We start from the raw sequence: 26,110 nt of genomic DNA, 5'->3' as shown, positions 1-26,110 counted from the left end.
GCCAGTCATTGACTGGCCTTATACATTCCCACGCTTTACTTAGTTAACGGCAACCCGATCCCGGTTCTTGTCGAAAATGGCTTTGCCTATGCCTTTGACTTCCAGCAACTCATCGGCCGAAGCAAAAGCACCGTTTGCCTCACGGTAAGCAACGATTGCTTTAGCCTTAGCGGCACCAACACCGGACAGTTCGCGCTGAAGTGTCGCCTCATCTGCCGTATTGAGGTTGATTGTCATCACTTGAACATCAGGTGAAGCCGCCGCAGCCACGATCGGTGCACCTGTTTCGGCCACAGGAGCAGCATGAGTCACGCTGGAAACACCGACCATCAAAGCCAAAAACATCGAAGAGAGCAAGGCAATACGCATAAGTGACACTCCAATACATCGTTAAGTGGAAACAGCTTTCCTGAGCTGTACTCCAAACTTAGGCGATGGTTGGAGGGTGTCAAAAATGTGTCAGTTGCAGGGTGTGTACTTACCACCAACAGAACCAAAATTAATACTTCACATGTGGAGAAAAAGTCGAAAAACAGATTGATGCTATTACGCACAACCCAAAATAGAGCCTTCCCCCCCTCCGAAATTTCTTGCACAGAGAAGAGCACGATTATTACAGGTCTTGACTGGTAGCTTTGGGCCAAACCATCGATTATTCTTCCCGCAGGTTAATGAGGTTCCATCGGAACTGAAGACCTAGATCTTCAGGGTACCACCCTGAAATAATTAACGAGGTGGCCATGGCTTAACCTACAAGCCATACCACTAGTGACAGGCCCTCACAACCGAATGAATACAGAATACACTCTCGAGTCACTGGCAATATCGCTTTCAATAGTCGCAATATTCTTGCTTTTCTCGACATTATTTAAAGAGAAAATCGAAAAAGCGGAAATAAAGCATGATTACAAATTTATTAATGGCCTTAGAGGGTTAGCGGCTGTATTTGTATTCATCAATCATGCCCCCTTTGTTCTGACAAGCTTGGGCATAACAAATAGCACATTTTCGACATGGGGCTGGATATATGTGAATCTAGGTTCATTTGGCGTTCAAATATTTTTCTGTATTACGGGTTTTTTATTTTTCGACAAAATTATAAAAACACCAACAATGCAATGGGATAATTTCTTTGAAGGCCGAGTACGAAGAGTTGCTCCGCTCTATTACTTTTCATCGTTCATAGTTGTATTGATTGCCTGCTTTTATTCAAACTTCGAAATTTTCGATAAAAATACGCTGCTTACGCTTGCGAGCATGCTGACGTTCAACTTTCTCGACAGTCCTTCCAAAATAGGTGAGGTCGCTTTAACCCCGCTGAACTCAGTGACCTGGACATTAGTGCATGAATGGCGATTTTATGCCGTTTTACCCCTGATCGCTCTGGCCTACAGGTCAAAATATAACAAATTAATACTGGCAACGGCGGTTGTGTTAACAGCAATCGATCTGAGTGTCAGCGCTATCGTTTGCTGGTCATACTTTTTGACGGGAATTGTAGCTGCTGTTCTTCATAAAAAAATCCAATGCTCAAAGTTAAACGCCGGAATTCTATCCATTCTTGCGCTGGGCATTTTTATTTACACATGCGGTACCAAAGTAGAGCAAGGGTACGGCGCATTAAGATTTGTACTAACATCCTGCTTCTTTCTATGCATTACATTGGGCAACCCAAAACTCCTTCATGCTCAGTGCCTAAACCGATTGAGCGATATTAGCTACAGCATATACCTTATGCATTTGCCCATCTTGTATTTGACATTTAAGACCGCAACATTATTTGTGGACTTATCCACTATTTCCAAAACCACTTTTTGGTCGATCAACATGATTGCCATCCCAATCGTAACCATAATTTCAACACTTACATTTACCCATATAGAAAAACGGTATATGAAAATAAAAACGCCTGCATCATGACATCCTATATTCCAGAACTTGATTTCAAGACAAAAAAAAGCCAGTCAAGGACTGGCTTTTATTATGGTATTTAACGTTACGCAATCAGAGTAATTAATTCAACTCTCTATATTTCAGTACGACGCTGCTGATGAACCCAGTCAACAATTTCCCCCTCAGGCGAATAACCACTGACGGTATTGCTCAATATCTGCCTGACTGACACATAGTCATCTTGGCGAACGGCATCCATCAATTGTGTCAATCGGTCTTTCAGCTCATCCCAAGTCAACATATCTTCGTTCGCACGCATAATCATTGGGTGCTGTGTAGCCGCAACGTTATCACCAATAAGCAGCTCCTCATAAAGCTTTTCACCAGGCCGTAGGCCGCTGAACTCGATGGTAATATCACCATGTACATTCTTTTCTGAGCGCACACTTAAACCTGAAAGGTGAATCATTTTTTCAGCCAGTTCAACAATGCGTACCGGTTCCCCCATATCGAGGACAAAAACATCCCCCCCCTGCCCCATTGAGCCGGCCTGAATAACCAGTTGCGCAGCTTCAGGGATTGTCATGAAATAACGAGTAATTTTGGGATGAGTGACGGTCAGTGGCCCACCGGCCTTGATCTGTTTATGAAACAGAGGAATCACTGAACCTGATGAACCCAGCACATTGCCAAAACGCACCATGGTGAATCGGGTTTTGTTCACGCGTGATACTTTGGCCGAGTCACCAAACAAGACGGGGGCTATTTCCTGACTCAACGCCTGCAGAGTCATTTCTGCCAGACGCTTGGTGCTACCCATGACATTGGTCGGGCGCACCGCCTTGTCAGTCGAAATCAAAACAAAGTTGGCAACACCCGATTGCAATGCTGCCTGGGCGGTATAGAGCGTTCCCATAACATTGTTCTGCACACCTTCAGCCACATTGTGCTCAACCATAGGCACATGTTTATACGCTGCGGCGTGATAAACAGTGTCAACGTGCCAGGTCTTCATGACATCCAGCAGTTTTTGCGGGTTGCGCACTGAGCCCAAAATCGGCAACACACGCACCATCAACGACTCACAATTAACCCTCTGCTCCAGTTCGCTAAGAATGCTGTAAAGATTAAACTCCCCATGCTCGTATAACAGCAGCGTGGTGGGTTTCAGGCTCAGGATCTGTCGACACAGTTCAGACCCGATGGAGCCTCCTGCTCCCGTGACCAAAACGCATTTACCCTGGATGCAGTGCTCCAACAATTCAGCTTGTGCTGGAACTGCATCACGGCCTAGCAAATCAGCAATATCCACTTCCTGGATGTCGTCAACCTTAACCCTGCCGCTGGCCAAATCCATAAAACCAGGCACGCTGCGCACGTGCAGCGGAAAACCTTCCAGCAAACCCAATATTTCGCGCCTACGTGCACGCGAGGATGAAGGGATAGCCAAAAGAAGTTCTTGAGCGCCGGTTCGATCGATCATCTTCTGGATATTTTCGGCTTTGAAAACCTGCAGCCCGGAAATGATTCGATCAGCAATACTGTCGTCGTCATCGATGAAAGCCACAGGGCGCATAAGCCGGCCCATCCGTAATGCGGCAACCAATTGGTTACCCGCAGCACCGGCACCATAAATAGCAACCCGCGGCAATCCATCATCACGACTGGTAAAAGGAACGTGTTGAGCGGCGGCGAACCAGTCCCCCAGAAAGTATTGACGCATAGCCAGGCGTAATCCGCCAAGCATGATCAAGCTCAACCACCAATAGTTGAAAATGATCGAACGTGGCACAACGTTATCGTGGTTGCTGTACCAGTACACCACTACCGCTAGAATCAGGGCAGACAAGCTAACCGCTTTGATGATCGCGATAAGAGCATCATTGCCGAAATAGCGCATCACCGCTCGGTACATGCCAAAACGGATGAACAGAGGAATGGCTACCAAAGGTGCTGCAACAAATAACCAGACATGGGCAGTGACCGGATTGATCATATCGTCGATGCCCAACCGGACGACGAAAGCCAACCATAAGGCAAGCCAAACGAGCGCAATGTCAGTAATTACTTGAATCGCCCGCTTTTGCCGTCGAGACATATTGAGTAAATATGATCGAATTATATCCATGGTGTTTTCGGCCTCTTATTTAACATCGCATCGCACATCAATGTGACACATGCTTAACTCTATAAATTCCTACGTACTACAAAATTTTTACTGCTTTTCCAAACCACCGGCGTTGAATTTCAACGCCAAAAAAACAAGTGGTAGATAGGCCAAAATCAAAGCGATAAGACCATCCACCCCCAAAACAGCTACAGCCAGCGCCCATGGCAACAGCCAGCCAATATTTATAGCAGCAACTGTCAAAGTAACCACTCGATGTGAGCCAAAATGACGGGAGGCAAACTGGTAGGCATGGCTTCTGTGAGCTTCATAGACTTTATCGCCCCGTACTAATCGTCTCAACAGCGTCACTGTCGCATCGACGATGAATACGCCAAGGAGAATCAACCAAACGTAGAGAAAAGTTGAGTTAGCCCACGAGGCCTGCAACGAAAGGATTCCAAGAGTAATTCCTAAAAAACCACTGCCGGCATCTCCCATAAAAATGCGCGCCGGAGGGAAATTCCAGTACAAGAAGCCCATCACTGTTGCAGCCAACAACAAGGGAGCCCATACCAATTCATGAAAACCCGACAACCACGCAGCAAGCGCAGCTCCACAGCAAACACATATCGCCTCAATGCTGGCCAGACCATCAATGCCATCCATAAAGTTGTAAAGATTAAGCATCCAGACCAGATACAGGACTGCCAACAGACTACCGAGCCACATCAAATCTAGAGAGAAACCAAAGGCAACTATGGGTGGAAGTCCTCCTAACAAAAACACAGCAAATACAGCTGCTGAGAAGTGCCCCAACAAACGCCAGCGAGCGGCTATGTGCCCGTGATCATCAAGGAAGCCTAAAATTGCAACTCCGCCGCCAGAAACAATGAACACCCACGCCGAGTGCCAGTCGATGGCGCCGATGACTGCCAGACAGAGAGCGGTCAATAAAAACACAACGACAATGGCCACTCCTCCGCCCCGTGGAGTGGGGATAGAATGAGAACTACGTGCATTCGGCACATCCATCAGGTTGCTCGCCAAAGCATATTTTCTAAGACAAGCGGTGAGGAACAGGCAAAAAATGCACACTAAAGGTAAAAACAACCACAGAGCCATATGAAAACTCACGAATAAATAAAAGATTGCACTATGGAGTGACCATTAAGGCATTTGGTTTTTTCTGAAGTCACGGCCTGCTTTTTCCAAAGCATCTTTGACATCGACAGGTGGAACCCATGACAGCAAGGTTCTTGATTTTTTTGAATCTATTTCCAGGGAGCCGCACAGTTGCTGATAAACGGAATATTTACCCAGCATCTTAGCGCCACCAAGCAAAAACACATCAGGTACTGCAAATAATGGCGAACGAGTTTGCATACCCGATGCCAACGCTTTAATTATTTGCGGGGTAGACACTGACTGTGCATCCGATGCTAAAAATATCTCATTGGCAGCCAAGGGATGAGTCACACAGGTTTTGATAAAATCTACCAGGTTTTCTAACGCGACCATCGTCCGTGTGTTTTTTAATCCCGCCAGTGGCAATGGCATACCCGACGAAACTAATTTCAATAAACGTTTAAAATTACCCGGTGCATTGGCGCCATAAACCAAGGGAGGTCTTATGATCACCAAATCCATTGATTTGTTCGCACAAAGACTTTCTAGCCCTTGCTCAGCTTCCCACTTTGATACAGCATACATCGCCTGCGGAGCAGGCAAGCTAGATTCATCAAAAGCTTGTTCTAAAGTGCAACTACCATTAACACCAATGGAGCTAAGAAAAATAAATCTTTTAACGCCAGCATTAATCGCTTGTTCAGCCAACATTAATGTCCCTTCAACATTAACCTTTCGAAACTCGACCAAAGGATCGCTACTGATTTCAGATAAAACATGTGCGCGGGCAGCTAAATGAATGACAACATCGACGCCTTCAAGAATATTGCGCCACTCTCCAGCAGTAGAAGTATCGGTTACCTTGAAAAATACAAAATTCGTAGCCACGAGCTCCATTGAACTTCGGCCTGAGCCAACAACACTAACATCAGGTAGAGATATCAGTGCCTTGCACAAAGACACTCCTATGAAACCAGTTGCACCCGTAACTAGTATTTTCATGTTCTTTCTTCTAACACTAACTGATAAACATCAAGGGTCTTACGCAACATTAAATCAAACGTGAATTCTTGCTCAAATTTCTCGCGCGCTTTATAACCCATCGATTCTCTCTCTCCTTGAGACTGTAACAATCGTACGAATGCATTTCGTAAAGCCACCGTAAAATCACGGGGAACCAGTATGCCTGTGACGTCGTCGTCAATAGACTCTGCTACCCCACCTACGTCTGAAGCTATAACTGGCAAGTTTGATCGCATGGCTTCCAGAATAGTCAGCGGAAGGCCTTCCCAATCAGAAATCAAAACAAATATATCTGAGTTGCCCAGGCGCACAGCAACATCCGAGCACGCACCTGAAAATGTAACTTTCTTTGCAATATTTAATTGTTCAGCAAGCAATACACATTTAGCGAGCTCAGGACCGTCGCCTACTAATTCCAAGTGCCAGTTTTTGATCTCAATATCCGCTAAGGCTTGTAGAACAGCTGTCTGATTTTTAGGCTTTTCAAAACGAGCAACCATAATGATATTTACAGTGGCGTCGTCAGAGCGTTTAGTCGTCGCTGGAGTGATTTCAGGGACACCATTGTGTATCGTGATTAGCATTTCCTCAGTTGCAACATTCTGAGAGAGAGCTAACTGTCGATCATATTCAGAGACAGTTATTATTTTATTAGAAATTTTAGAAAGTTGAGTTTCGATCCATCGATAGAACGCTTGCCTCTTTACGGATACACCTTCAGTAAATGCCCATCCGTGTGCTGTAAAAACGACGGGAATGGAAAGACTTTTAGCTGCTAACCTGCCGATAACACCTGCTTTTGACGAGTGAACATGAACAACATCAGGTTTGGTCAACTTAAAAAATTTACGCAACTCAAAAAAACAAAGAAGGTCTTTTACAACACTTATTTCCCTTAAAAGATTTCGCAGGCCATGGCACTTAAGCCCCAAGGATGCAGCTCGATCAAATAAAACACCGGTCTCCGATTCTGCCCCGACACCAATAACGACATCATGACCTTTCGCTTGAGCCCCTGCCGCCAAGTCAAGCAAGTGTACGCTAGCGCCACCCAATACATCTGAGCGCGTAATTACATATACTATTTTCAATCGACCACCTTTTAAAAAATCCTGCTCTTCAATGACTAAACACGGGTCAATGCTAGCGGACTATATAATCACGCCCTGTATATATCCAACCAAACACCAATAATTTTGTCGATCGAATAGTTATCAACGATTCGTTTTCGTGCTAAGCGCCCCATATTTTCAGCTTCGAAATGTGAAATATTCAAAGCATTAGTAATGGCATTCTTAAGTGCTAATGAATTTTGAGCGGGGACTAAATAACCACACTCACCCACAACCTCCTTAACACCTCCGCAATCCGTTACAACAACAACGCGCTCTGACGCCATGGCTTCGGCAACGACTAAACCAAAGCCTTCCCACGCAGACGACAGTACGTACAGATCGGCAGCATTATAAATGTTCGCTACATCTGATCGGACACCGAGGAACGCTATTTTGTGCGATAAATTCAACTGAATCACGAGATCAGTTAATTTCTGTCTTTCACTTCCTTCACCTACAATCCATAGCTTGGTATCAGTAAAGTCCTCAGATAACTGCGCAAAAGCGTTGATTAAATTTTCATAATCTTTTGCAGCCTCAAGCCTCCCAACAGCTACTATTAACTTATCTTCATCAGCGATACCGTTAACGTCTCTTAATCGCTGCCCTGATACCTTATCGGGTCTATAGAGCGTCGTATCAATACCATTTGAAACTTCAAAAATCCCACCTGGAGGGGCGGCTTTTTTTTGTTCAAATACCTTTACTGCTTCCAATGTCACATTGGTCATGGCATCGGTTAGCGAGTGGGTGAGACGGTATGCCAACATCCGAAGTTTTCCGCCCTCATTCGTGTTATGGGCAGTATTGATCAATTTCTTTATTGGGCAAACCAATCTAACAACACGTGACAGTAGGTTTGCATGAACCATATGAGCATGAACCACATCGGGGTCATATGCCCTGATAACTGACCGAAGTTTCAACGCGCCCTTTATAAAACCAGAGATTGTCTTCTCCAACTCTAATCCGATCAACTCGATCTCTTCGTGTTTGGGTCGCAGCAACACAGGCCCAGTCAAGTAGCAGATTTTAACAGTATGCCCTTGCTCGTAGAATCTATCGGCCAGATCGAGCACTTGGCGCTCAGCACCACCGACGCCAAGCCCAGTGATTAGGTAAAGTATTTTCATTTTAAGAAACGCGCTCTTTGGTCATGCTGAAAACTAGACATTGGACATACCTGATAAGACATTTTGTTTTTCTGACAGCACTTTTTTCACGCAGTATTTGATGCTTGTAATACACACCAAACCCGAGTGGGTTACGGCGTAACATGCTTGAAAAATTAGCGGAGTAACCGTCTTCCAAATACTCACACAAATAGAGAACCTTATTACCAAAAAACTTAATAATTCCCTCATCTGAAACTCTGTTCCAAATCAACAACTCTGGGACAAACTTCTCCCCCGCAAACACTGGAAACGGATGTTTTATTAATGCCATACGTTTGAATATATAAGCCAGATCACCTGCGTAATAATTTCCAGCCGCGGTGGGATTCATCACCGTCAGGTCTTCAGCTGATCCGTCGGGGAGACGACCTACAATGTTTCCTGAAAAAGCTTGTTTCCTGTAACAATAGCCAACTGTTGTTTTATCCCTATCGCTCGTTGCTGCAGCCGTGAATACCTCGACTGCATCCACCGTTAGGGCATCATCGCTATCAACAAAATAGACCCACGCACCGCTGCTGGCATGAACCCCTGAATTGATCGCAACATGTTTACCCGCATTTTTCTGCTTGATCACTCTCATGGGAAACGTAGCTTGCGCCTGAAAATCCTTTAGCAGACTCTCGGTTTCGTCAGTGCTGCCGTCATCTACCACCACCCATTCAAAGTCCAAGCGGGTTTGCTGGAGCAAACTGTCAAACAATCGTGGAAGTGTGTGAGCTCTGTTATAAGTAGCCGTAACAACTGTCAACATGCGCAACTCTCTACCCGTTTGATATTGATCGCAAACACTGCTAACGATATTGAAAAAACAATTTCCGACACTACAAATCCGTAAACAATACCTTTCAACTCAAACGTATAGGACAATAATGCCGCCAAGATCAAAGAAAAGACAGAGAAGAACATCAACAGAAAGCTTAAAATCCGATCTTTGCCGAGAGGCATAAATATTGTCAGCCCCATCGCCTGATTCATCATTCTGAATGGAATGATAAATACAAAAATTCGTAATATAACAATCGCTTCTTCAAAGCCTGGACCCAGCATCAAACGAATTAAATAATCCCCCAACACATAGATTATGGCTGCGCCTATCACGCCGGAAAAAAATAGACCTGCCACAATAAAACTGGAAAATTTCAAATTGAGCGTTGTGGATTGCAACAATTTTCGGCTCAAATAAGGATACAAGCCAATCAATATAGGCCCCACCAGCCCCACTGACGCTTTGATTATTTTTTCAGCTGGGGCAAACTTTGCCACTGCAGCCTGCCCACACATAACGCCGACCAACGCAGGACCGGCACTCATCATAATATTGTTTGAACTCTTGTATAAGAAACTGTGAAAACCATCTTTTATCTGGGCCAGGCCGCCTCTAAATTTAAACGAATAACCGCCGACTACCTTATACACCAGGTAAAAACCAACCACCGTGTTAAGCAATGCAAATGACGACATGATCATAAGCGCTTGGATTGCATCTTCAGGCTGAGAGATAAAAATAAACAGTACCAGCAACCCAACAAATCTCAAACAGACTTCAAAAATAACGGGGAATGTTATTTTTTCCAAACCCTGAAACAACCAAATACTGCTGAACCCAAATGCGAAGAAATACAGATATCCCCACACTGCCGCTTGCGGTTTGACATCGGCGTTAGTAACAAAAATAACAAGGACTGAGGCGATCACCATGCCGGTGGTCAAAATCACTTTTGCCGAGGTGATCTCATTATAAATATTGGACAATAATTTTTTATCACCGCCGCACAATGCAACTTGCCGAGCACCGCTCAACGAATAGCCATATTCCACGACAAGAGAGCATAACAATGCTGTTGTTTGTATCAGCAAGATATGCCCATACTCATCCACCCCGAGCGCCCTAGCTAAGATAGGGATTTCTAGAATGGGAATCAGATAGCTGACCAACTGAGCTACAAACAACAAGCTTACATTTTTTAACTGCAAAATCATGTTATGCCTCTACCTGGGTATCATCAGTCGCCAGCATGCGTCCAGAAAAGGTAGATAACAGAGAGACCATCAACGCCCATATCCCCCACTCAGAGAGCTCTGAACTGAAGGGATGAAGCATCATTAAAAAGGCATAACCCAATACTCCACCAAAGGCTGCAATCGAATACGCAAGATTTGCAACCGACGTGACACCTTGTAATCGATAGGTAATTAATTTCCCAAGGAAGAAAAATACGGGAGAGAACATGAGTATCGCCATCCCTATGAACCCCAATACTCCAATATCACCTAACGAAGAGAGATAAGCATTATGCACAACCATGTTTTCACCATCGACCAGCGTAGTGGCTGTACCGAATCCGCATCCGAACGGAAAACATTCCTGAACATGTAAAATCCCGTCTGACAGCATTTTTGTTCTTATTGGATCTCCTGCAGCAAGCCTGTTTAACACCAGCGGTTCTTCAGCATTGCTGAAAAACACGAACCCACCACTGTACAGTATCAACAAGCCTATGCCACACACGCCTAGCACCAATGAGCACAGAACGGCCGCTTTAGGTTTCAAGTATGCGCAGAGCACAACAAATAACAGCGCTATCACCGCAAGAATCAAAAATCCGGTTCGACTTGAGTCAGACTTCAACAAGAACAAACCGCCTAGCATGGCCAGCAGAGAAAGCATTTTATTCCCTGCCCCGAAAATCATTCCAGCAAACACAAAACCGACAAAAAATACGGGAGTTTTCCAAAGGACCCCTGGATAGGCAAATTGGCTGCCTTGACGCCCATCTCCCAACTCCACATAGAACTCGCGCAGGTAAAATTTAGATATCAAGAACATAAACAAGCCAATAGCAATACAGATCAGACTTATTTTATAGATATCCGCTCCGGCTAAATCACGGGCATTGATATAAATACAACAAAATGCCAATGCGATAAAAAACACTTTCACGCCCTGATAAATTGTATATTCATCCTGATTGATGATACCGCTCAGGAAAAACGACACTAGAATCAGAAAAAAACCTGTCATGTATACAAATAATTCAGCACTGATCGTTCGACCAAACTGACGCGATGAACACAAGAACCCTGCAAATATCACCGCACACCAAGCAACCCAATAACCGGCCGAACCAATGACAAATCGTACATCCCCCAACACGACCAACAGGCACGCTAATAAAATCACAAATACCGAAACTTTATCACTCTTCAACTTTGCCTCTCCGAATCAAAACACACAAAACACTTAATACCCAGCGTGCCCAGACTCCAGAAGATTTCTTATACGGGGAGTTTTACAAAAGCCGGTGCAGATTTGTCTTTGTCACTCAAATAATATTCAGCCAAGGTTGGCCATTGAATACCCAGATTAGCGTCGTCCCACACCACACTCCGCTCCGAATCCTTATTGTAATATTTGTCAACTTTATAACTGACGCACGTGTCTTCTTCCAAAGATAAAAACCCATGGGCAAACCCTGCAGGTATCCATACCATCTTTTTATTTACAGCACTCAATTCCAGTGCAAACCATTCGCCGTAACTTATTGAGTCAGGCCGCAGATCGACTGCCACATCAAAGACTGCTCCATGAAGAACGCTCACGAGTTTGCCTTGGGCATAGGGCTCGTGCTGATAATGCAATCCTCTTACCACACCCTTTTTCGAGCTAGACACATTATCCTGGACAAAATAGTCAGGACTATTTAAACCGAGTGCCAGTAAACCAGACTTAAAACCCTGTAGATTAAATATTTCCAAAAACCAGCCACGGTCATCCCTGAAAATATCAGGCTCAATAACCACTAACCCTGTAATAGATGTCGTCGTAAATTTCATGTATCACGCTTTTCCGTGAGCAAACGCAGGAGGTATTGCCCATAACCGGTTTTTTGAAACTTCACAGCCTGTCGTGCCAACTGCTCGGAGTCAATCCAACCAAAATTGAAAGCAATTTCTTCAAGGCATGCCACTTTTAAACCCTGCCGCTGCTCAATGGTTCGAACAAAACAACTCGCATCCAACAACGATTCATGGGTACCCGTATCTAACCATGCGAAGCCGCGCCCCAATATTTCAACTGTTAAACTACCCTGTTCTAAATAAAAACTGTTGATATCGGTGATTTCGAGTTCACCGCGTGATGAGGGTTTGATTTTCTTGGCAATATCCACAACTTGGTTATCATAGAAATACAGACCCGCCACGACATAGTTAGACTTCGGTTTCTCTGGCTTTTCCTCAATGCTGACGACTCGTCCAGCGTTATCGAATTCAACCACACCAAAGCGTTCAGGGTCAGAAACGTGATACCCAAATATTGTGGCCCCAGAAGGTTTTGACGTCGCTGCTTTCAGATTTTCTGAGAAGTAGTGCCCATAAAAAATATTGTCACCAAGAATCATGCAGACAGGATGATTACCAATAAACGTTTCCCCAATGATGAAGGCTTGCGCCAACCCTCCTGGCATAGGCTGTTGTTCATAACTCAACTCAATGCCGTATTGGCTGCCATCCCCCAGCAGTTTTCTGAAACAAAGCACGTCTTCAGGGGTTGTAATAATCAATATTTCACGGATACCCGCCAGCATGAGGACAGACAGCGGATAGAAAATCATGGGCTTGTCATAAATGGGCAACATTTGTTTGGACACCCCAAGTGTCAAGGGATACAAACGTGTACCTGCACCGCCAGCGAGGATGATGCCTTTACGTTGGAGGTTGGTCATGTAGCGAGTACTTCCTTAATTTTTCTGCGTACTCTTCCGGCCCCCTCAGGCACAGGAAAAGTCCTGCCTTCAAGCACGCTACCGCCCCAGGATTTATCGTTAATTTCCTGAGAACGGTTTTCCTTGGTCATGGCTAAGCTCCAGCCCTGATTTGCCTACCGAGTGGAAATACTCGTGACAGGCAAACTGATTTGCTGCTGACGGTTCATCAGGTTGATGAGCAGAATGACCCGCTCCTCGCCGTCCATAGACATGAATATGGACTCAATACCCGCGAAGCCTTGGTCAAGGATGGTGACTTTGTCGCCAGCATTAAATTTGGAGATGACGTGCGTATTTGCACGTGATTGTAGTTGAAGGATCAACTCGTGACTGACGGCCAATGGTCGCCCGCCAAATGCAACAACCCGCGCGACTCCACGGGTTGAGCGTAGGGGTGCCCAGTTGGCGCCTTCCGGCATGTTGATAAACAGATAGCCAGGGAACAAAGATTCTTTAACGCAGCTCAGCTGACCACGTAGCAACTTTTCACGTCGGCAAACCGGGCGTGAGCATTCGTAGCCTTGGCGCTGGAGATTTTCCTCTGCACGTTCGTCTTGTTTGGGCTTGCATTGCACCAGGTACCAGTCATCAGATTTCGGCGTGCTGGGATCAGGCGGTACTGGGGTGTTTGTTATTTGCATGGGGACTTCATTAATGGGTTCATCCGTGTTTACCATTTTGCTCTGCATCTGCGCATGGTAAGCCACTGGGTTCTTATCATGACTGCAATCAGCTTCGCGCAAGCGGCTCAGCGCCTGTCGGGACAAGGACATCGACAACTCTGTTTTGAGCGCGATACAGGCTCAACAGTTCCCTTGCCAATGCTTTCTTTGCCGGCTCATCACCGTGTACCAAACGTATCTCTTCAGGCCATTCAGTCATGCCTGAAACAAAGTTGAGCAAGTCTTGCTGGTCGGCATGGGCGGAATATCCACCCAATGTGCTGACGCCAGCATGGATCATACAGCGCTCACCTTCCAATTCAACAAAACCGCCTGACGGAGCGTATTTTTGTATAGCCGCCCCAGGTGTTCCCTTCGCCTGATACCCCGTAAAAAGCACATTATGCCGTTGGTCAGCCAACATCCTTTTCAGGTAATTGACTATGCGACCGCTGGAACACATCCCTCCTCCGGCGATGACGATTGCCGGACGCCCCGTGCTGGCCAGATAGTTAACGGTCTGCAAGTGCCGGGCATGGCTGTCGATAGTGATCAATTGCTCAAAATGCAAAGGTTTGCGTCCATGCCCCAGACGCACTTGCGCCTCTTCATTCCAATAATCGTGCAACTCACGATAGACCTTGGTTAGACGACTTGCTAACGGGGAATCAAGAATAACCGGTACTTGTGGCCATGTGATGGGAAGAAATTGATCGTCATCACATACAGCTTGCGCCGGCCCAAGCAACGCCTTGCGATGCAGGATATCTTCGATTTCGTAGAGTAGCTCTTGAGTACGGCCCATGCTGAATGCCGGTATCAATAACGTTCCATGATCAGCCAAAGCCCTGTCGATAGCGATTTCCAGGCGTTCTTGGCGGTTCAGACGATTTTCGCGTAAACGGTCGCCGTATGTGCTCTCAAGAATTAACACATCTGCTCTCTCGGGCGACACAGGCGCGGGCAAAAATGGCGAATGCGGAGCCCCCAAATCACCCGAAAAGACGATGCGTCGCGTCAACGCTGCCTGAGGATAATCAAGATCGCACTCCACATAGGCTGATCCCAGTATGTGACCTGCTCTCTGCAGCCTGATTTGAGCGCGCAGGTTATCTGTTTGCTCGATGTTGAACCAATGGCCAAAAGGCAGCGCAATCACTTGTTGGTGCACACGCTGTAAATATCGCTCGATGATCTTCGGCTCACGGCTCACCTCAAGCTTGAATGCATCTTCAAGTATCAATGGCAGCAATTTGGCTGATGGCTCACTGCACAGGATCGGCCCCTTGAATCCTGCAGCCAGCAAATGAGGAAGACGCCCCACATGGTCGGCATGGATATGGGTGATGACCAAGGCCTTTATGCCTTCAAGCGAAAAGTCGATTTGCGGGTACCGTGGGTTCCTGTCTAAAGCGATACGTTCGTCACTGCCTTGAAAAAGCCCGCAGTCGATCAGAATACTGCTCTGGTTTGTCATCTGTAATTGATGACACGAGCCTGTGACGCCGTTGATGGCACCATGATGTTTTACAATCGGATATGCCATGTACTGCTCTCGCCAGTCAGACCTAGGGGCATTCGACATACGAGCTTTAGAATCTGCGCGCAGCCAACGAATCTCGCATCAACACAATCAAGGCCCCTGCCGCACAACCAAAAGCCACACCCAGAACTACAAACAAGATTTTCCTGGGTTTGATAGGACTCAGAGGTTCCAGTGCTTTACGGTCAATTGCCACTAACTGAATACCACTGAAATCAAGATTGCCAGCCTTACCCAAGCGTGAAATTTCAGCTCGAAAGGGCTGTACCCCATTCAGGAAAACCTCTTCATTTTCACGCTGTTCAAGCACTTCAACTTCACGATTATTTTGTAGCATCCACATTTCACGCGCGATGTGAGCGATACGCACCTCAGTGAAGTCATCACTGTTACGCTTCAACAATGCAGAGCGTTCCGCTTCGAGGATCTCGACCCCCATAAAATAAAGTGGGATCTGCTGATTATTGATCTCGGTGTACATGGTAGGCCCTTCACCCGCGCGAGAACTCTCAGCCAAACCCGAAGGCGTCGTTGGCTTTTGAATCCCCAGCGATTGAGCAATATCGATGGCCTCCTTTAATTGAGCAATTCGATCCCTTCGCCCAACCTTGAGCTGCTTACGCAGCGCGACAAGTTCGTCCTGCAATTGCGAACGCTGCACGCCATCGGCCTCCAGCAATGTTGCAATGCGGGCTTGCTTGCTCACGTCATATTCAGCGCGAGCCGCGTCGATGCTGCCCTCAAGCTCCACAAGACGGTTCTCGATGATGATTTTTAGGTCAGCTTCGATCCGTTTACGCTCCACTTCAATTGCATATTCAACGAAGCCATTGAGAATTTGTGCACCGTCAACGCCTTCGGGATAGTTCAGCTCCAGGCGAATAAGAGCATTTCTCGACCCGTCCTTGCTGATAGAAGGCGTGATCACCTTCAACGAAGCTCTATTGAAAGACTCAAAGCTCTGCTCAAGCGTAACGCCTGGCCGCTGCAAATAACTGAACAGTGCCTGATTCGCTTTAAAAAAACCTAAGCGCACTCCATATGACTCAAGAGCTGAGCCCACTCTTGTCAGTGCCTCATCGGGAGGAAGTGTGTATACACCTGAACGATTAAGTGCATCCAGCGCATTAAGCGCAACCGGACGAAGCACGCTGGCAACCTGATACTCAGATGTGACGAGCCTGGTATAGGTATAAGCAGACAAACCAAAGAGTGTGCCCAGTAGCAGAATCAGACGCCTGCCCTGCCAAATCAGTTTGTAAATGCCAAAAATATCGATGTTATGCCTTGAGACGGCACTGGAAACAGAGGAAGTATTGCTCACCAACAAAGCCTGCTTTCAATGAAACATGGCGGGCTCGGTTGCAGGGATATTCATTGCTGGACAGCAGGTGTGTAAATCAGAGCACCTGAATAAGCAGGGAAATAGCTGGCAATCGAGGATTGGCCGTATTCTGCATGCATTACCAAGGCGTACATAGAATACGAAGCCTGACTTTCTGTAGGATTTTTCCTATGAAAAGCGACTACTACCAACCAAGGAGGCGCTCCTTGCCCCGATGCATCAAGCTCTTTGTTTTTAAGGCTGCAACACGCTGCGCTTCAATCTGGCAGCCTTTCGCTTGTATGCAATAAAGCCCATTGCAGGCCCAATCAGCATGCCGAGCAGCAATGCGCCGATAAAAAACAGTGAAGCTGGCAGCTCAGGTGTACGCCACCCTAGAAAAACCAAAGACGTGGGCTGCTGGTTTTCGAGAATGAAAATCATCGTCCCGAAAATAACTACCAGCGCAAAAGCCACCAGAACTGCACGCTTAACGCTACTCATCTGTAACTCCCATGTCCTTAAGGATTAAATATCGTCTTCCTCATCTTCGTTCACTCGATCCCGTAGCTCTTTGCCCGGCTTGAAATGAGGAACAAATTTACCGTCGAGACTTACAGACTGGCCGGTCTTTGGGTTACGGCCGACCCGTGGTGCACGGTAATGCAGCGAAAAACTACCAAAGCCACGGATTTCAATTCGATCTCCGGTCGCCAGGCACTGTGACATTTGTTCAAGCATGGTCTTGATAGCCAGCTCTACATCTTTGGATGAGAGTAGCCCTTGATGGGTGACAATTCGTTCGATCAACTCCGACTTCGTCATATTTTTCCCTTCTTTTTCAAGCAGCTAGATCAGCGCTCCAAAGGTTTTAGCATGATCAATCGAATTTGAACAGCCCAGATCTTGACTTATCTTTGCAGACCTCTGCGCATTTGCTCAGGTATGCCTGTCATACCTGTCAACCATCACTTCAGATGCAGCGCACCATCAACCTGCCCAACATGCGCGCAGAGAGCTCCTGACCGGTAATTGAGACAGATACCGTATACAGGAGCCGAGCACCACAAAAACCTCCAGAATCGCGTCGTACTGGCTCTGTATGCTTTATGCCTAAGAAAACAATACTCAAATCGCAGGCACAAAAAAGGGCGACCTAAGTCGCCCTTTTTCTATGGCCAATCAGAACTTAGTTCTGTTTTTCCATTTGTGCACGCAGCAGGTCGCCCAGAGTGGTCGGACCAGCAGCGATCTCAGAGGTAGCTGGCTTGTCGCGCAGGCTCTGGATTGCTTCCTTCTCGTCTTCAACGTCTTTCGACTTGATGGACAGTTGGATTACGCGGCTCTTGCGATCAACGCTGATGATCTTGGCTTCTACTTCTTCGCCTTCTTTCAGAACGTTACGCGCGTCTTCGATGCGGTCACGGCTGATTTCGGAGGCTTTCAGAGTTGCTTCGATATCGTTGGCCAGAGTGATGATGGCGCCTTTAGCGTCAACTTCTTTCACGATGCCCTTAACGATTGCGCCTTTGTCGTTCTCTTGTACGTACTCGGAGAACGGATCGCTTTCCAGCTGCTTGATACCCAGGGAGATACGCTCACGCTCTGGATCAACAGACAGGATAACGGTGTCAAGCTCGTCGCCCTTCTTGAAACGACGTACAGCTTCTTCGCCCACTTCGTTCCAGGAGATGTCGGACAGGTGAACCAGGCCGTCGATGCCGCCGTCCAGACCAATGAAGATACCGAAATCGGTGATCGACTTGATGGTGCCGGAGATTTTATCGCCCTTGTTGAACTGGCCAGAGAAATCTTCCCATGGGTTAGATTTGCACTGCTTGATGCCCAGGGAGATACGACGACGCTCTTCGTCGATGTCCAGAACCATAACTTCCACTTCGTCGCCGACTTGTACGACTTTCGAAGGGTGGATATTTTTGTTGGTCCAGTCCATTTCAGAAACGTGTACCAGACCTTCAACGCCTTCTTCCAGCTCAGCGAAGCAGCCGTAGTCGGTCAGGTTGGTTACACGAGCGGTAACGCGAGTGCTTTCTGGGTAACGGGCTTTGATAGCAACCCATGGATCTTCGCCCAGTTGCTTCAGGCCCAGGGAAACACGATTGCGTTCGCGATCGTACTTCAGAACCTTGACATCGATCTCGTCGCCAACGTTGACGATTTCGGAAGGATGCTTGATGCGCTTCCAGGCCATGTCAGTGATGTGCAGCAGGCCATCAACGCCACCCAAGTCGACGAATGCGCCGTAGTCGGTGAGGTTTTTGACGATACCTTTAACTTGCTGACCTTCTTGCAGGGATTCCAGCAGAGCTTCACGCTCAGCCGAGTTCTCTGCTTCAAGTACGCTGCGACGCGAAACAACAACGTTGTTGCGCTTCTGGTCAAGCTTGATGACCTTGAATTCCAGCTCTTTGCCTTCCAGGTGCGTGGTGTCGCGCACTGGACGAACGTCAACCAGAGAACCTGGCAGGAACGCACGGATGCCGTTAACGTCGACAGTGAAGCCGCCTTTAACCTTACCGTTGATAACGCCCTTGACCACTTCTTCAGCTGCGAAGGCTGCTTCCAGAACGATCCAGCATTCAGCGCGCTTGGCTTTTTCACGGGACAGCTTGGTTTCGCCAAAGCCGTCTTCGACCGCGTCCAGCGCAACGTGAACTTCATCACCGATGTTGATGTTCAGTTCGCCAGCGTCGTTGTGGAACTGCTCCAGCGGGATGAGGCCTTCAGACTTCAAACCAGCGTGAACGGTAACCCAACCAGCTTGGTAATCGATATCAACGATGATAGCGGTGATGATCGAGCCAGCCTGAAGATTCAGGGTTTTTAGGCTTTCTTCAAACAGTTCTGCAAAGCTTTCGCTCATTTTAATTCCTGTTGATCAAGGGCGAAGGAATACGCCCATCTGCCACATTCCAGACAATGTGGGTTACGTTCATATAAAAGAAGGCATGCAGGACTATTTCTGGTCTCCTGCACGCGTTCTTGGTCATCCGGCGAGATCGCGAAGGGCGATTTCACTCTTGATGCGTTCTAACACCTGCTCGATGGATAACTCCGTGGAGTCAAGCTGTATGGCATCAGCCGCCGGCTTTAGCGGGGCTATTGCACGCTGCGTGTCACGCTCATCACGGGCACGTATCTCATCCAACAGACGCGGGAGACTAACATCATCCCCCTTGGCCTTCAACTGCAAGTAACGGCGACGGGCCCTCTCCTCGGCGCTGGCCGTCAGGAAAATCTTCAGCGGCGCCTCAGGAAAAACCACTGTTCCCATGTCGCGACCGTCGGCAACCAGCCCCGGAAACTCCCTGAATGCACGCTGACGCTGCAGCAAAGCCTCGCGAACAGCGGGTAACGCCGCCACTTGCGATGCACCCTTAGCAACCGTCTCATTACGAATAGCCAGCGTGACGTCTTCACCTTCAAGCACGATCCGCGCCGACTTACCTTCCGTCGCCCCGACGAACTGCACGTCAAGGTGAGCCGCCAACTGACTTAACAACGCTTCGTTATCGAGCGCGACACCATGATTAACAGCAGCAAACGCCAGCAAACGGTACAAGGCGCCAGAATCCAGCAATGCCCAGCCCAAATGCTCGGCCAGGCGACCTGCAACGGTGCCCTTGCCCGAACCGCTAGGTCCGTCGATGGTGATGACTGGCGCCACCGACATCACGACTGCGCCTCTTGCGCCACACGAATACCGACCTGCTTGCACAGCGCCAGGAAGTTCGGGAAAGACGTCGCGACGTTAGCGCAATCGTGAATACGGATTGGCGCCGTAGCACGCAGCGAAGCAATGCTGAATGCCATCGCAATACGGTGGTCGCCATGACCATGAACCTCACCGCCACCGATGGAGCCGCCATCAATAATGATGCCGTCCGGGGTCGGTTCGCATTTGACGCCCAAGGTCAGCAAGCCGTCAGCCATCACCTGGATACGGTCCGACTCCTTGACCCGCAGCTCTTCGGCGCCGCGCAGAACAGTACGACCTTCAGCCACCGCCGCAGCCACGAACAGCACCGGGAACTCATCGATGGCCAATGGCACCAGCGCTTCCGGGATATCGATGCCTTTAAGCTTGGCAGCCCGTACACGCAGGTCTGCCACCGGCTCGCCACCCACTTCGCGCTGGTTTTCGAGGGTGATGTCAGCACCCATCAAGCGCAAGATGTCGATCACGCCTGTACGAGTAGGGTTGATACCTACGTGCTCAAGTAACAGGTCCGAACCTTCAGCAATAGAAGCCGCTACCAGGAAGAACGCAGACGACGAGATATCGCCTGGCACTTCGATATGCGTCGCCTTGAGCTTGTGGCCCGATTCGACCGACGCCGTAGGTCCGTTGACGCTGACCGGGTAACCAAAACCACGCAACATGCGCTCGGTGTGATCGCGGGTTGGCGCTGGCTCAGTGACAGAGGTCGTGCCTTCGGCATACAAACCCGCCAGCAACAGGCAGGACTTCACCTGGGCACTGGCCATTGGCAATGTGTAGTTCACACCTTTGAGCGCGTGACCGCCACGAATGGTCATGGGCGGGCGACCCTCAGCCGCCGTTTCAATCACAGCGCCCATTTCACGCAGCGGGTTGGCCACACGGTTCATTGGGCGCTTGGTCAGCGATGCATCACCGGTCAGCGTCGTGTCAAAGCTCTGTGCGGCCAAAAGACCCGACAACAAGCGCATCGACGTACCCGAGTTACCCAGATATATGGGCCCGGGCGGCGCTTTCAAGCCATGAAGGCCAACGCCGTGAATGGTCACGCGCCCCTGGTGCGGTCCTTCAATGACAACGCCCATGTCACGGAACGCCTGCAACGTTGCCAGAGCGTCTTCGCCCTCAAGAAATCCTTCAACCTGCGTCGTGCCCTCAGCCAACGAGCCGAGCATGATCGAGCGGTGAGAAATGGACTTGTCGCCTGGCACACGGATTTGGCCAGTTACAGTGCCACCTGGTTCAGCCAGGAAAATCAGATCATTTGAATTCATAGGGTCCACATATGCCCGGCGGGCCAGGATTTTACTGAAATGCTCTCGAGCAACCCGGGCGCGGGTAAAAACGCCCAGCAATTGATGCCCGTCCCCTGCATCGACCGCGTCGCGCAAGGCGTCGAGGTCGCTACGAAATGTATCCAATGTGCGCAGCACCGCCTCGCGGTTAGCGAGGAAGATGTCATGCCACATTACCGGCTCGCTCCCGGCGATTCTTGTGAAATCGCGGAAGCCCCCCGCAGCGTACCGAAAGATCTCCAGATTCTCATTGCGCTTGGCAAGCGAATCGACCAACCCAAACGCCAGCAGGTGCGGCAGATGACTGGTTGCAGCGAGGACTTCGTCGTGGCGTTCGACCTGCATGTGTTCTACATCTGCACCCAGTGCGCGCCATAGCGCATCGACCAGGGCCAGCGCAGCAGGATCGGTTTCAGCCACAGGCGTCAAAATGACTTTGTGCCGCTCGAACAGGCTGGCATTTGAAGCCTCGACACCGCTTTGCTCAGACCCGGCAATAGGATGACCCGGCACGAAACACGCCGGCATGGCACCAAACGCCTGAGCAGCAGCGCGCACCACGTTACCCTTGGCACTGCCGACATCGGTCAATACCGCGTGGCCCAGATCAATGCCCGCCAACAAGCCGAGCATTTTCTCCATGGCCAGAATTGGCACGGCCAACTGAATAACGTCGGCGCCACGGCAAGCCACCGCCAGCTCAGCTTCACAGCGATCAACCACACCCAGCTCGACTGCCAGGGCTCGCGACTTCGGGTTCAGATCAACACCGACCACCTCGCCACACAAGCCACTTTCACGTATACCTTTAGCGAAAGAGCCACCAATCAGGCCCAATCCTACAACCACCAGCCGACCTACAATAGGCGCAACAGGTTTCAGCGATATAACATCAACCACGAGCAAGAACCTTGGCCAGCGCCTCAAGCAAGCGGGTGTTTTCCGCTGGCAGACCAATGGTGATACGCAAGTGATTCGGCATGCCGTAGTTGGCCACCGGACGCACAATTACGCCTTCACGCAACAAGCCTTGATAAACCGGCGCTGCAACCTGCCCCAGATCCACCGCAATAAAATTGCCTTTGGAGGGAATCCACTGCAAGCCCAACTCACGGAAGCCGTCTTGCAACTGCTGCATGCCCCCCTCGTTGAAGCGGCGGCTTTCGGCCAGATAATCGGCATCTTGCAGCGCAGCGCAGGCCGCGGCCAGCGCCAGGCTGTTGACGTTAAATGGCTGGCGAACGCGGTTCAACACGTCAGCCACCACAGCGCTCGACAACCCGTACCCTACCCGCAAGGCGGCCAGGCCGTATGCCTTGGAGAAGGTTCGCGAGACCAGCAAGTTAGGGTAAGCCGACAAAAACTCCACGCCATCCGGCAATTCACTGCCTTCAGCGTATTCGATATACGCCTCGTCCAGAACCACCAGCACGCGCTCAGGCACATCCTGCAAAAACTCGTTGAGCGCATCGGCGCTGAACCAGGTACCCGTCGGATTGTTCGGGTTGGCTAGGAACACCACACGTGTGTTCTCGTCTATCGCCCCCAGCATGGCTGGCAAGTCATGGCCCCAGTCTTTGGCCGGGACAACATGCGCCGTCGCGCCAATGGCCTGGGTCACGATCGGATACACCGCAAACGCATGCTCGCTGAACACGGCATTCAGGCCTGGCGCCAGGTACGCACGAGCAACCAGTTCCAGGATATCGTTGGAACCATTGCCCAGCGTCACTTGATTCAGTTGCACGCCAGTTTGCTCAGCCAGCAAGGTTTTCAGGGCGAAACCGTTGCCGTCTGGATAACGCGTCAACTCAGCCAGTTCTTCACGAATGGCCGCCAGCGCCTTGGGGCTTGCACCCAAAGGGTTTTCATTGCTGGCCAGTTTGACGATGGTCGCCGGATCAATATCCAGCTCACGCGCCAGCTCGTCCACAGGCTTGCCCGGGACGTATGGCGAAAGTTGCTGCACGCCCGGCTGTGCCAGGGCGAGGAAATCACCGCTCATATAAACCGCCTCAGAGAACCGCTTTCGGATAGGAGCCCAGCACTTTGAGCGCTACGGCTTCCTGACTGATCTGCTCCAGCACACTTTTGACCAACGGGTCGCGGTGGTGGCCTGCAAAATCAATAAAGAACACATAGGTCCACTTACCACTGCGCGATGGACGCGTCTCGATACGCGTGAGGTCGATGCCGTTTTCATGGAATGGCACCAATAGCTCATGCAGCGCACCGGGACGGTTGCTCATCGACACGATAATCGAGGTTTTGTCGTCCCCGGTCGGCGGCACTTCCTGGTTGCCAATCATCAAGAAACGCGTGGAGTTATCCGGGCGATCTTCGATTTTTTCAGCCAGACGGGTCAGACCGTACAGGCCTGCCGCCATGTCGCCAGCAATGGCAGCGGAGTTCCACTCGCCCTTGACCCGCTTGGCTGCCTCGGCGTTGCTCGACACGGCAATGCGCTCAACGTTCGGGTAGTGCGCGTCCAGCCATTTGCGGCACTGGGCCAACGACTGGGCATGCGAATAGATACGGCTGATGCTGTCAGTCTTGGTGTTTTCGCCCACCAGCAGGTGGTGATGGATACGCAGCTCAACTTCGCCGCAGATCACCATATCGTGCTCAAGAAAGCTGTCCAGCGTATGGTTAACAGCGCCTTCGGTGGAGTTCTCTACCGGCACCACACCAAAGTTCACCGCCCCCGCCGCCACTTCACGGAACACTTCATCAATCGCAGCCATCGGCTTGCTGATGACCGCGTGACCAAAGTGCTTCATGGCCGCAGCTTGGGTAAAGGTGCCTTCAGGGCCCAGATAAGCCACTTTCAGCGGCTGCTCCAATGCCAGGCAAGAAGACATGATTTCGCGGAACAACCGCGCCATTTCTTCGTTGCCCAACGGGCCCTTGTTGCGCTCCATCACACGCTTAAGGACCTGAGCTTCACGCTCAGGACGGTAAAAGACCGGCACTTCGCCTTCAGCCAGCGACGCCATCTTGACCCGTGCCACTTCCTGAGCGCAGCGGGCACGCTCACTGATCAGCTCCAGAACCTTCTCGTCCAGGCTGTCGATACGCAGGCGCAAGGCCTTGAGTTCTTGCTCGGACATTAGCCGTGTTCCTTCTCGAACTCTGCCATGTAAGCCACCAGCGCATTCACTGCGTGGATGTCCACGGCGTTATAGATCGACGCGCGCATGCCGCCTACCGAGCGATGGCCTTTGAGGTTCAACAGGCCGCGAGCTTCAGCACCCGCCAGGAATGGCTTGTCGAGACGATCGTCAGCCAGACGGAACGGCACGTTCATCCACGAGCGGTCAGTCTTGTTGATCGGGTTGCTGTACAAGCCACTGGCATCGATGAAGTCATACAAGGTGCGCTTTTTAACTTCATTGAGCTTACCGATGGCCTCAACGCCACCCTGCTCTTTCAGCCACTCAAACACTAGGCCAGACAAGTACCAGGCCAGCGTTGGCGGGGTGTTGTACATCGAGCCATTATCAGCGGCGACCTTGTAATCCAGCATGGTCGGGCAGAACGAGCGGGCACGCCCCAGCAGGTCTTCGCGAACGATGTTCACCACGATACCGCTTGGGCCGATGTTCTTCTGCGCGCCAGCGTAGATCATGCCGAAACGGGAAACGTCGACTGGACGCGACAGGATGTCCGAGGACATATCGGCAACCAGTGGAACGTCGCCGGTTTGCGGAATCCAGTCAAACTCCAGGCCGCCGATGGTTTCGTTCGGCGCATAGTGAACATAGGCCGCGTCTTTGGAGAGGTTCCACTCGTTCTGGCCAGGAATCGCAAAGTAATCGTAGTTCTTGGCGCTGGCAGCCACGTTGATGTGGCCATAGCGTGCCGCTTCTTCGATGGCTTTTTGCGACCAGATGCCGGTATCGATGTAATCCGCCGAGCCATTTTCAGGCAGCAGATTCAACGGGATCTGGGCAAATTGCTGGCTTGCGCCGCCTTGCAGAAACAGGACTTTATAGTTCGAGGGAATAGACAGCAGGTCGCGCAGATCCTGCTCAGCCTTGGTTGCAATGGACACGAACTCATCGCTGCGATGGCTCATTTCCATAACCGAGAGGCCCTTGCCATGCCAGTCGAGCAACTCAGACTGGGCACGCAACAGGACGGCTTCAGGAAGCGCAGCAGGACCTGCGCAGAAGTTATAGGCTCGTTTGCTCACATCCACTCTCGCTCTGATTTGGTGGGTCATGCAATAAATCAACAAGAGCTGCACCGCATGGCAAAGCGGCAATCTGTTCTGTGCACACCGGTCTGGCGACTCAAAAATCAGTGCCTCGCTACACGTTGCAGCCCCAACA

At 49.6% G+C, this 26,110-nt stretch carries 24 protein-coding genes; 1 reads left to right on the top strand and 23 read right to left on the bottom strand.

Translation table 11 applies throughout. From position 1 onward, the window contains the following. Positions 1 to 39: 39 nt before the first annotated feature. Complete coding sequence (locus QMX84_RS06495; RefSeq protein WP_282363426.1) at positions 40 to 369, bottom strand: helix-hairpin-helix domain-containing protein; 330 nt, start codon at positions 367 to 369, stop codon at positions 40 to 42. 420 nt (positions 370 to 789) lie between these two features. Between QMX84_RS06495 and QMX84_RS06490 the strand changes: the two genes are divergently transcribed. Next, entirely contained in the window at positions 790 to 1,920 is a 1,131-nt protein-coding gene (locus QMX84_RS06490; protein WP_282363425.1) for an acyltransferase, read from the top strand. A gap of 106 nt (positions 1,921 to 2,026) precedes the next feature. Here QMX84_RS06490 and QMX84_RS06485 read toward each other — a convergent pair whose 3' ends face one another. The 22 genes from QMX84_RS06485 to serC form a co-directional block, all read right to left on the bottom strand. Next, on the bottom strand, positions 2,027 to 4,021 hold the full coding sequence (locus QMX84_RS06485; protein ID WP_262123931.1) for a nucleoside-diphosphate sugar epimerase/dehydratase: 1,995 nt from the start codon (positions 4,019 to 4,021) through the stop codon (positions 2,027 to 2,029). A gap of 87 nt (positions 4,022 to 4,108) precedes the next feature. After that, on the bottom strand, positions 4,109 to 5,125 hold the full coding sequence (locus tag QMX84_RS06480; protein WP_262123929.1) for a glycosyltransferase family 4 protein: 1,017 nt from the start codon (positions 5,123 to 5,125) through the stop codon (positions 4,109 to 4,111). 45 nt (positions 5,126 to 5,170) lie between these two features. Then, positions 5,171 to 6,130 carry an NAD-dependent epimerase/dehydratase family protein gene (locus tag QMX84_RS06475; RefSeq protein ID WP_282363424.1) on the bottom strand — a complete coding sequence of 320 codons (960 nt, stop codon included), beginning with the start codon at positions 6,128 to 6,130 and terminating at the stop codon, positions 5,171 to 5,173. Next, positions 6,127 to 7,242: a glycosyltransferase family 4 protein gene (locus QMX84_RS06470; protein WP_282363423.1), complete on the bottom strand. Its 1,116-nt coding sequence runs from the start codon at positions 7,240 to 7,242 to the stop codon at positions 6,127 to 6,129. The genes QMX84_RS06475 and QMX84_RS06470 overlap by 4 nt, the downstream gene beginning before the upstream one ends. 68 nt (positions 7,243 to 7,310) lie before the next feature. Then, on the bottom strand, positions 7,311 to 8,399 hold the full coding sequence (locus QMX84_RS06465) for a glycosyltransferase (protein WP_282363422.1): 1,089 nt from the start codon (positions 8,397 to 8,399) through the stop codon (positions 7,311 to 7,313). 1 nt (position 8,400) lies between these two features. Next, the gene (locus tag QMX84_RS06460) at positions 8,401 to 9,195 is read right to left on the bottom strand and encodes a glycosyltransferase family A protein (RefSeq protein ID WP_282363421.1); all 795 of its coding nucleotides are present in this window, start codon (positions 9,193 to 9,195) and stop codon (positions 8,401 to 8,403) included. Then, positions 9,189 to 10,424, bottom strand: a complete 1,236-nt coding sequence (locus QMX84_RS06455; protein ID WP_282363420.1) for an oligosaccharide flippase family protein — start codon at positions 10,422 to 10,424, stop codon at positions 9,189 to 9,191. The genes QMX84_RS06460 and QMX84_RS06455 overlap by 7 nt, the downstream gene beginning before the upstream one ends. A 1-nt stretch (position 10,425) precedes the next feature. Beyond that, a complete protein-coding gene (locus tag QMX84_RS06450; protein WP_282363419.1) occupies positions 10,426 to 11,652 on the bottom strand; it encodes a hypothetical protein in 1,227 nt (408 codons plus the stop codon). A gap of 68 nt (positions 11,653 to 11,720) precedes the next feature. Then, positions 11,721 to 12,278, bottom strand: coding sequence for a dTDP-4-dehydrorhamnose 3,5-epimerase (gene rfbC / locus QMX84_RS06445; RefSeq protein WP_282363418.1), 558 nt, complete (start codon positions 12,276 to 12,278; stop codon positions 11,721 to 11,723). Further along, entirely contained in the window at positions 12,275 to 13,168 is an 894-nt protein-coding gene (gene rfbA, locus QMX84_RS06440; protein WP_282363417.1) for a glucose-1-phosphate thymidylyltransferase RfbA, read from the bottom strand. Before rfbA ends, rfbC begins: the two co-directional genes overlap by 4 nt. After that, positions 13,165 to 13,299, bottom strand: coding sequence for a hypothetical protein (locus tag QMX84_RS06435; protein WP_282363416.1), 135 nt, complete (start codon positions 13,297 to 13,299; stop codon positions 13,165 to 13,167). Before QMX84_RS06435 ends, rfbA begins: the two co-directional genes overlap by 4 nt. Positions 13,300 to 13,323: 24 nt before the next feature. Next, the gene (gene rfaH / locus QMX84_RS06430; RefSeq protein WP_282363431.1) at positions 13,324 to 13,851 is read right to left on the bottom strand and encodes a transcription/translation regulatory transformer protein RfaH; all 528 of its coding nucleotides are present in this window, start codon (positions 13,849 to 13,851) and stop codon (positions 13,324 to 13,326) included. 88 nt (positions 13,852 to 13,939) lie between these two features. Next, positions 13,940 to 15,418, bottom strand: coding sequence for an MBL fold metallo-hydrolase (locus QMX84_RS06425; RefSeq protein WP_282363415.1), 1,479 nt, complete (start codon positions 15,416 to 15,418; stop codon positions 13,940 to 13,942). Positions 15,419 to 15,464: 46 nt separating this feature from the next. Then, on the bottom strand, positions 15,465 to 16,739 hold the full coding sequence (locus QMX84_RS06420) for a Wzz/FepE/Etk N-terminal domain-containing protein (protein ID WP_282363414.1): 1,275 nt from the start codon (positions 16,737 to 16,739) through the stop codon (positions 15,465 to 15,467). A gap of 255 nt (positions 16,740 to 16,994) precedes the next feature. Then, positions 16,995 to 17,243, bottom strand: a complete 249-nt coding sequence (locus QMX84_RS06415; RefSeq protein WP_123750438.1) for a LapA family protein — start codon at positions 17,241 to 17,243, stop codon at positions 16,995 to 16,997. A gap of 24 nt (positions 17,244 to 17,267) precedes the next feature. After that, a complete protein-coding gene (ihfB, locus tag QMX84_RS06410; RefSeq protein ID WP_003447108.1) occupies positions 17,268 to 17,564 on the bottom strand; it encodes an integration host factor subunit beta in 297 nt (98 codons plus the stop codon). A 364-nt stretch (positions 17,565 to 17,928) separates the two neighbouring features. Beyond that, positions 17,929 to 19,623: a 30S ribosomal protein S1 gene (gene rpsA, locus QMX84_RS06405; protein ID WP_019826775.1), complete on the bottom strand. Its 1,695-nt coding sequence runs from the start codon at positions 19,621 to 19,623 to the stop codon at positions 17,929 to 17,931. 123 nt (positions 19,624 to 19,746) lie between these two features. Beyond that, positions 19,747 to 20,433 carry a (d)CMP kinase gene (cmk, locus tag QMX84_RS06400; protein ID WP_153330386.1) on the bottom strand — a complete coding sequence of 229 codons (687 nt, stop codon included), beginning with the start codon at positions 20,431 to 20,433 and terminating at the stop codon, positions 19,747 to 19,749. Then, positions 20,433 to 22,640: a bifunctional prephenate dehydrogenase/3-phosphoshikimate 1-carboxyvinyltransferase gene (locus QMX84_RS06395; protein WP_282363430.1), complete on the bottom strand. Its 2,208-nt coding sequence runs from the start codon at positions 22,638 to 22,640 to the stop codon at positions 20,433 to 20,435. The genes cmk and QMX84_RS06395 overlap by 1 nt, the downstream gene beginning before the upstream one ends. Before the next feature lie 28 nt (positions 22,641 to 22,668). Beyond that, positions 22,669 to 23,781 (bottom strand): histidinol-phosphate transaminase, encoded by a 1,113-nt coding sequence (gene hisC / locus QMX84_RS06390; protein WP_282363413.1) that lies wholly within the window; start codon positions 23,779 to 23,781, stop codon positions 22,669 to 22,671. Positions 23,782 to 23,791: 10 nt separating this feature from the next. Then, positions 23,792 to 24,886 carry a prephenate dehydratase gene (pheA, locus tag QMX84_RS06385; protein WP_048368510.1) on the bottom strand — a complete coding sequence of 365 codons (1,095 nt, stop codon included), beginning with the start codon at positions 24,884 to 24,886 and terminating at the stop codon, positions 23,792 to 23,794. Then, entirely contained in the window at positions 24,886 to 25,971 is a 1,086-nt protein-coding gene (gene serC, locus QMX84_RS06380; protein WP_262123916.1) for a 3-phosphoserine/phosphohydroxythreonine transaminase, read from the bottom strand. The genes pheA and serC overlap by 1 nt, the downstream gene beginning before the upstream one ends. Between the last annotated feature and the right edge of the window lie 139 nt (positions 25,972 to 26,110).

This window comes from Pseudomonas sp. PS01297, assembly GCF_029959305.1.
GTDB lineage: Bacteria > Pseudomonadota > Gammaproteobacteria > Pseudomonadales > Pseudomonadaceae > Aquipseudomonas > Aquipseudomonas helleri.
This window is presented reverse-complemented; position numbering and strand designations above follow the sequence as displayed.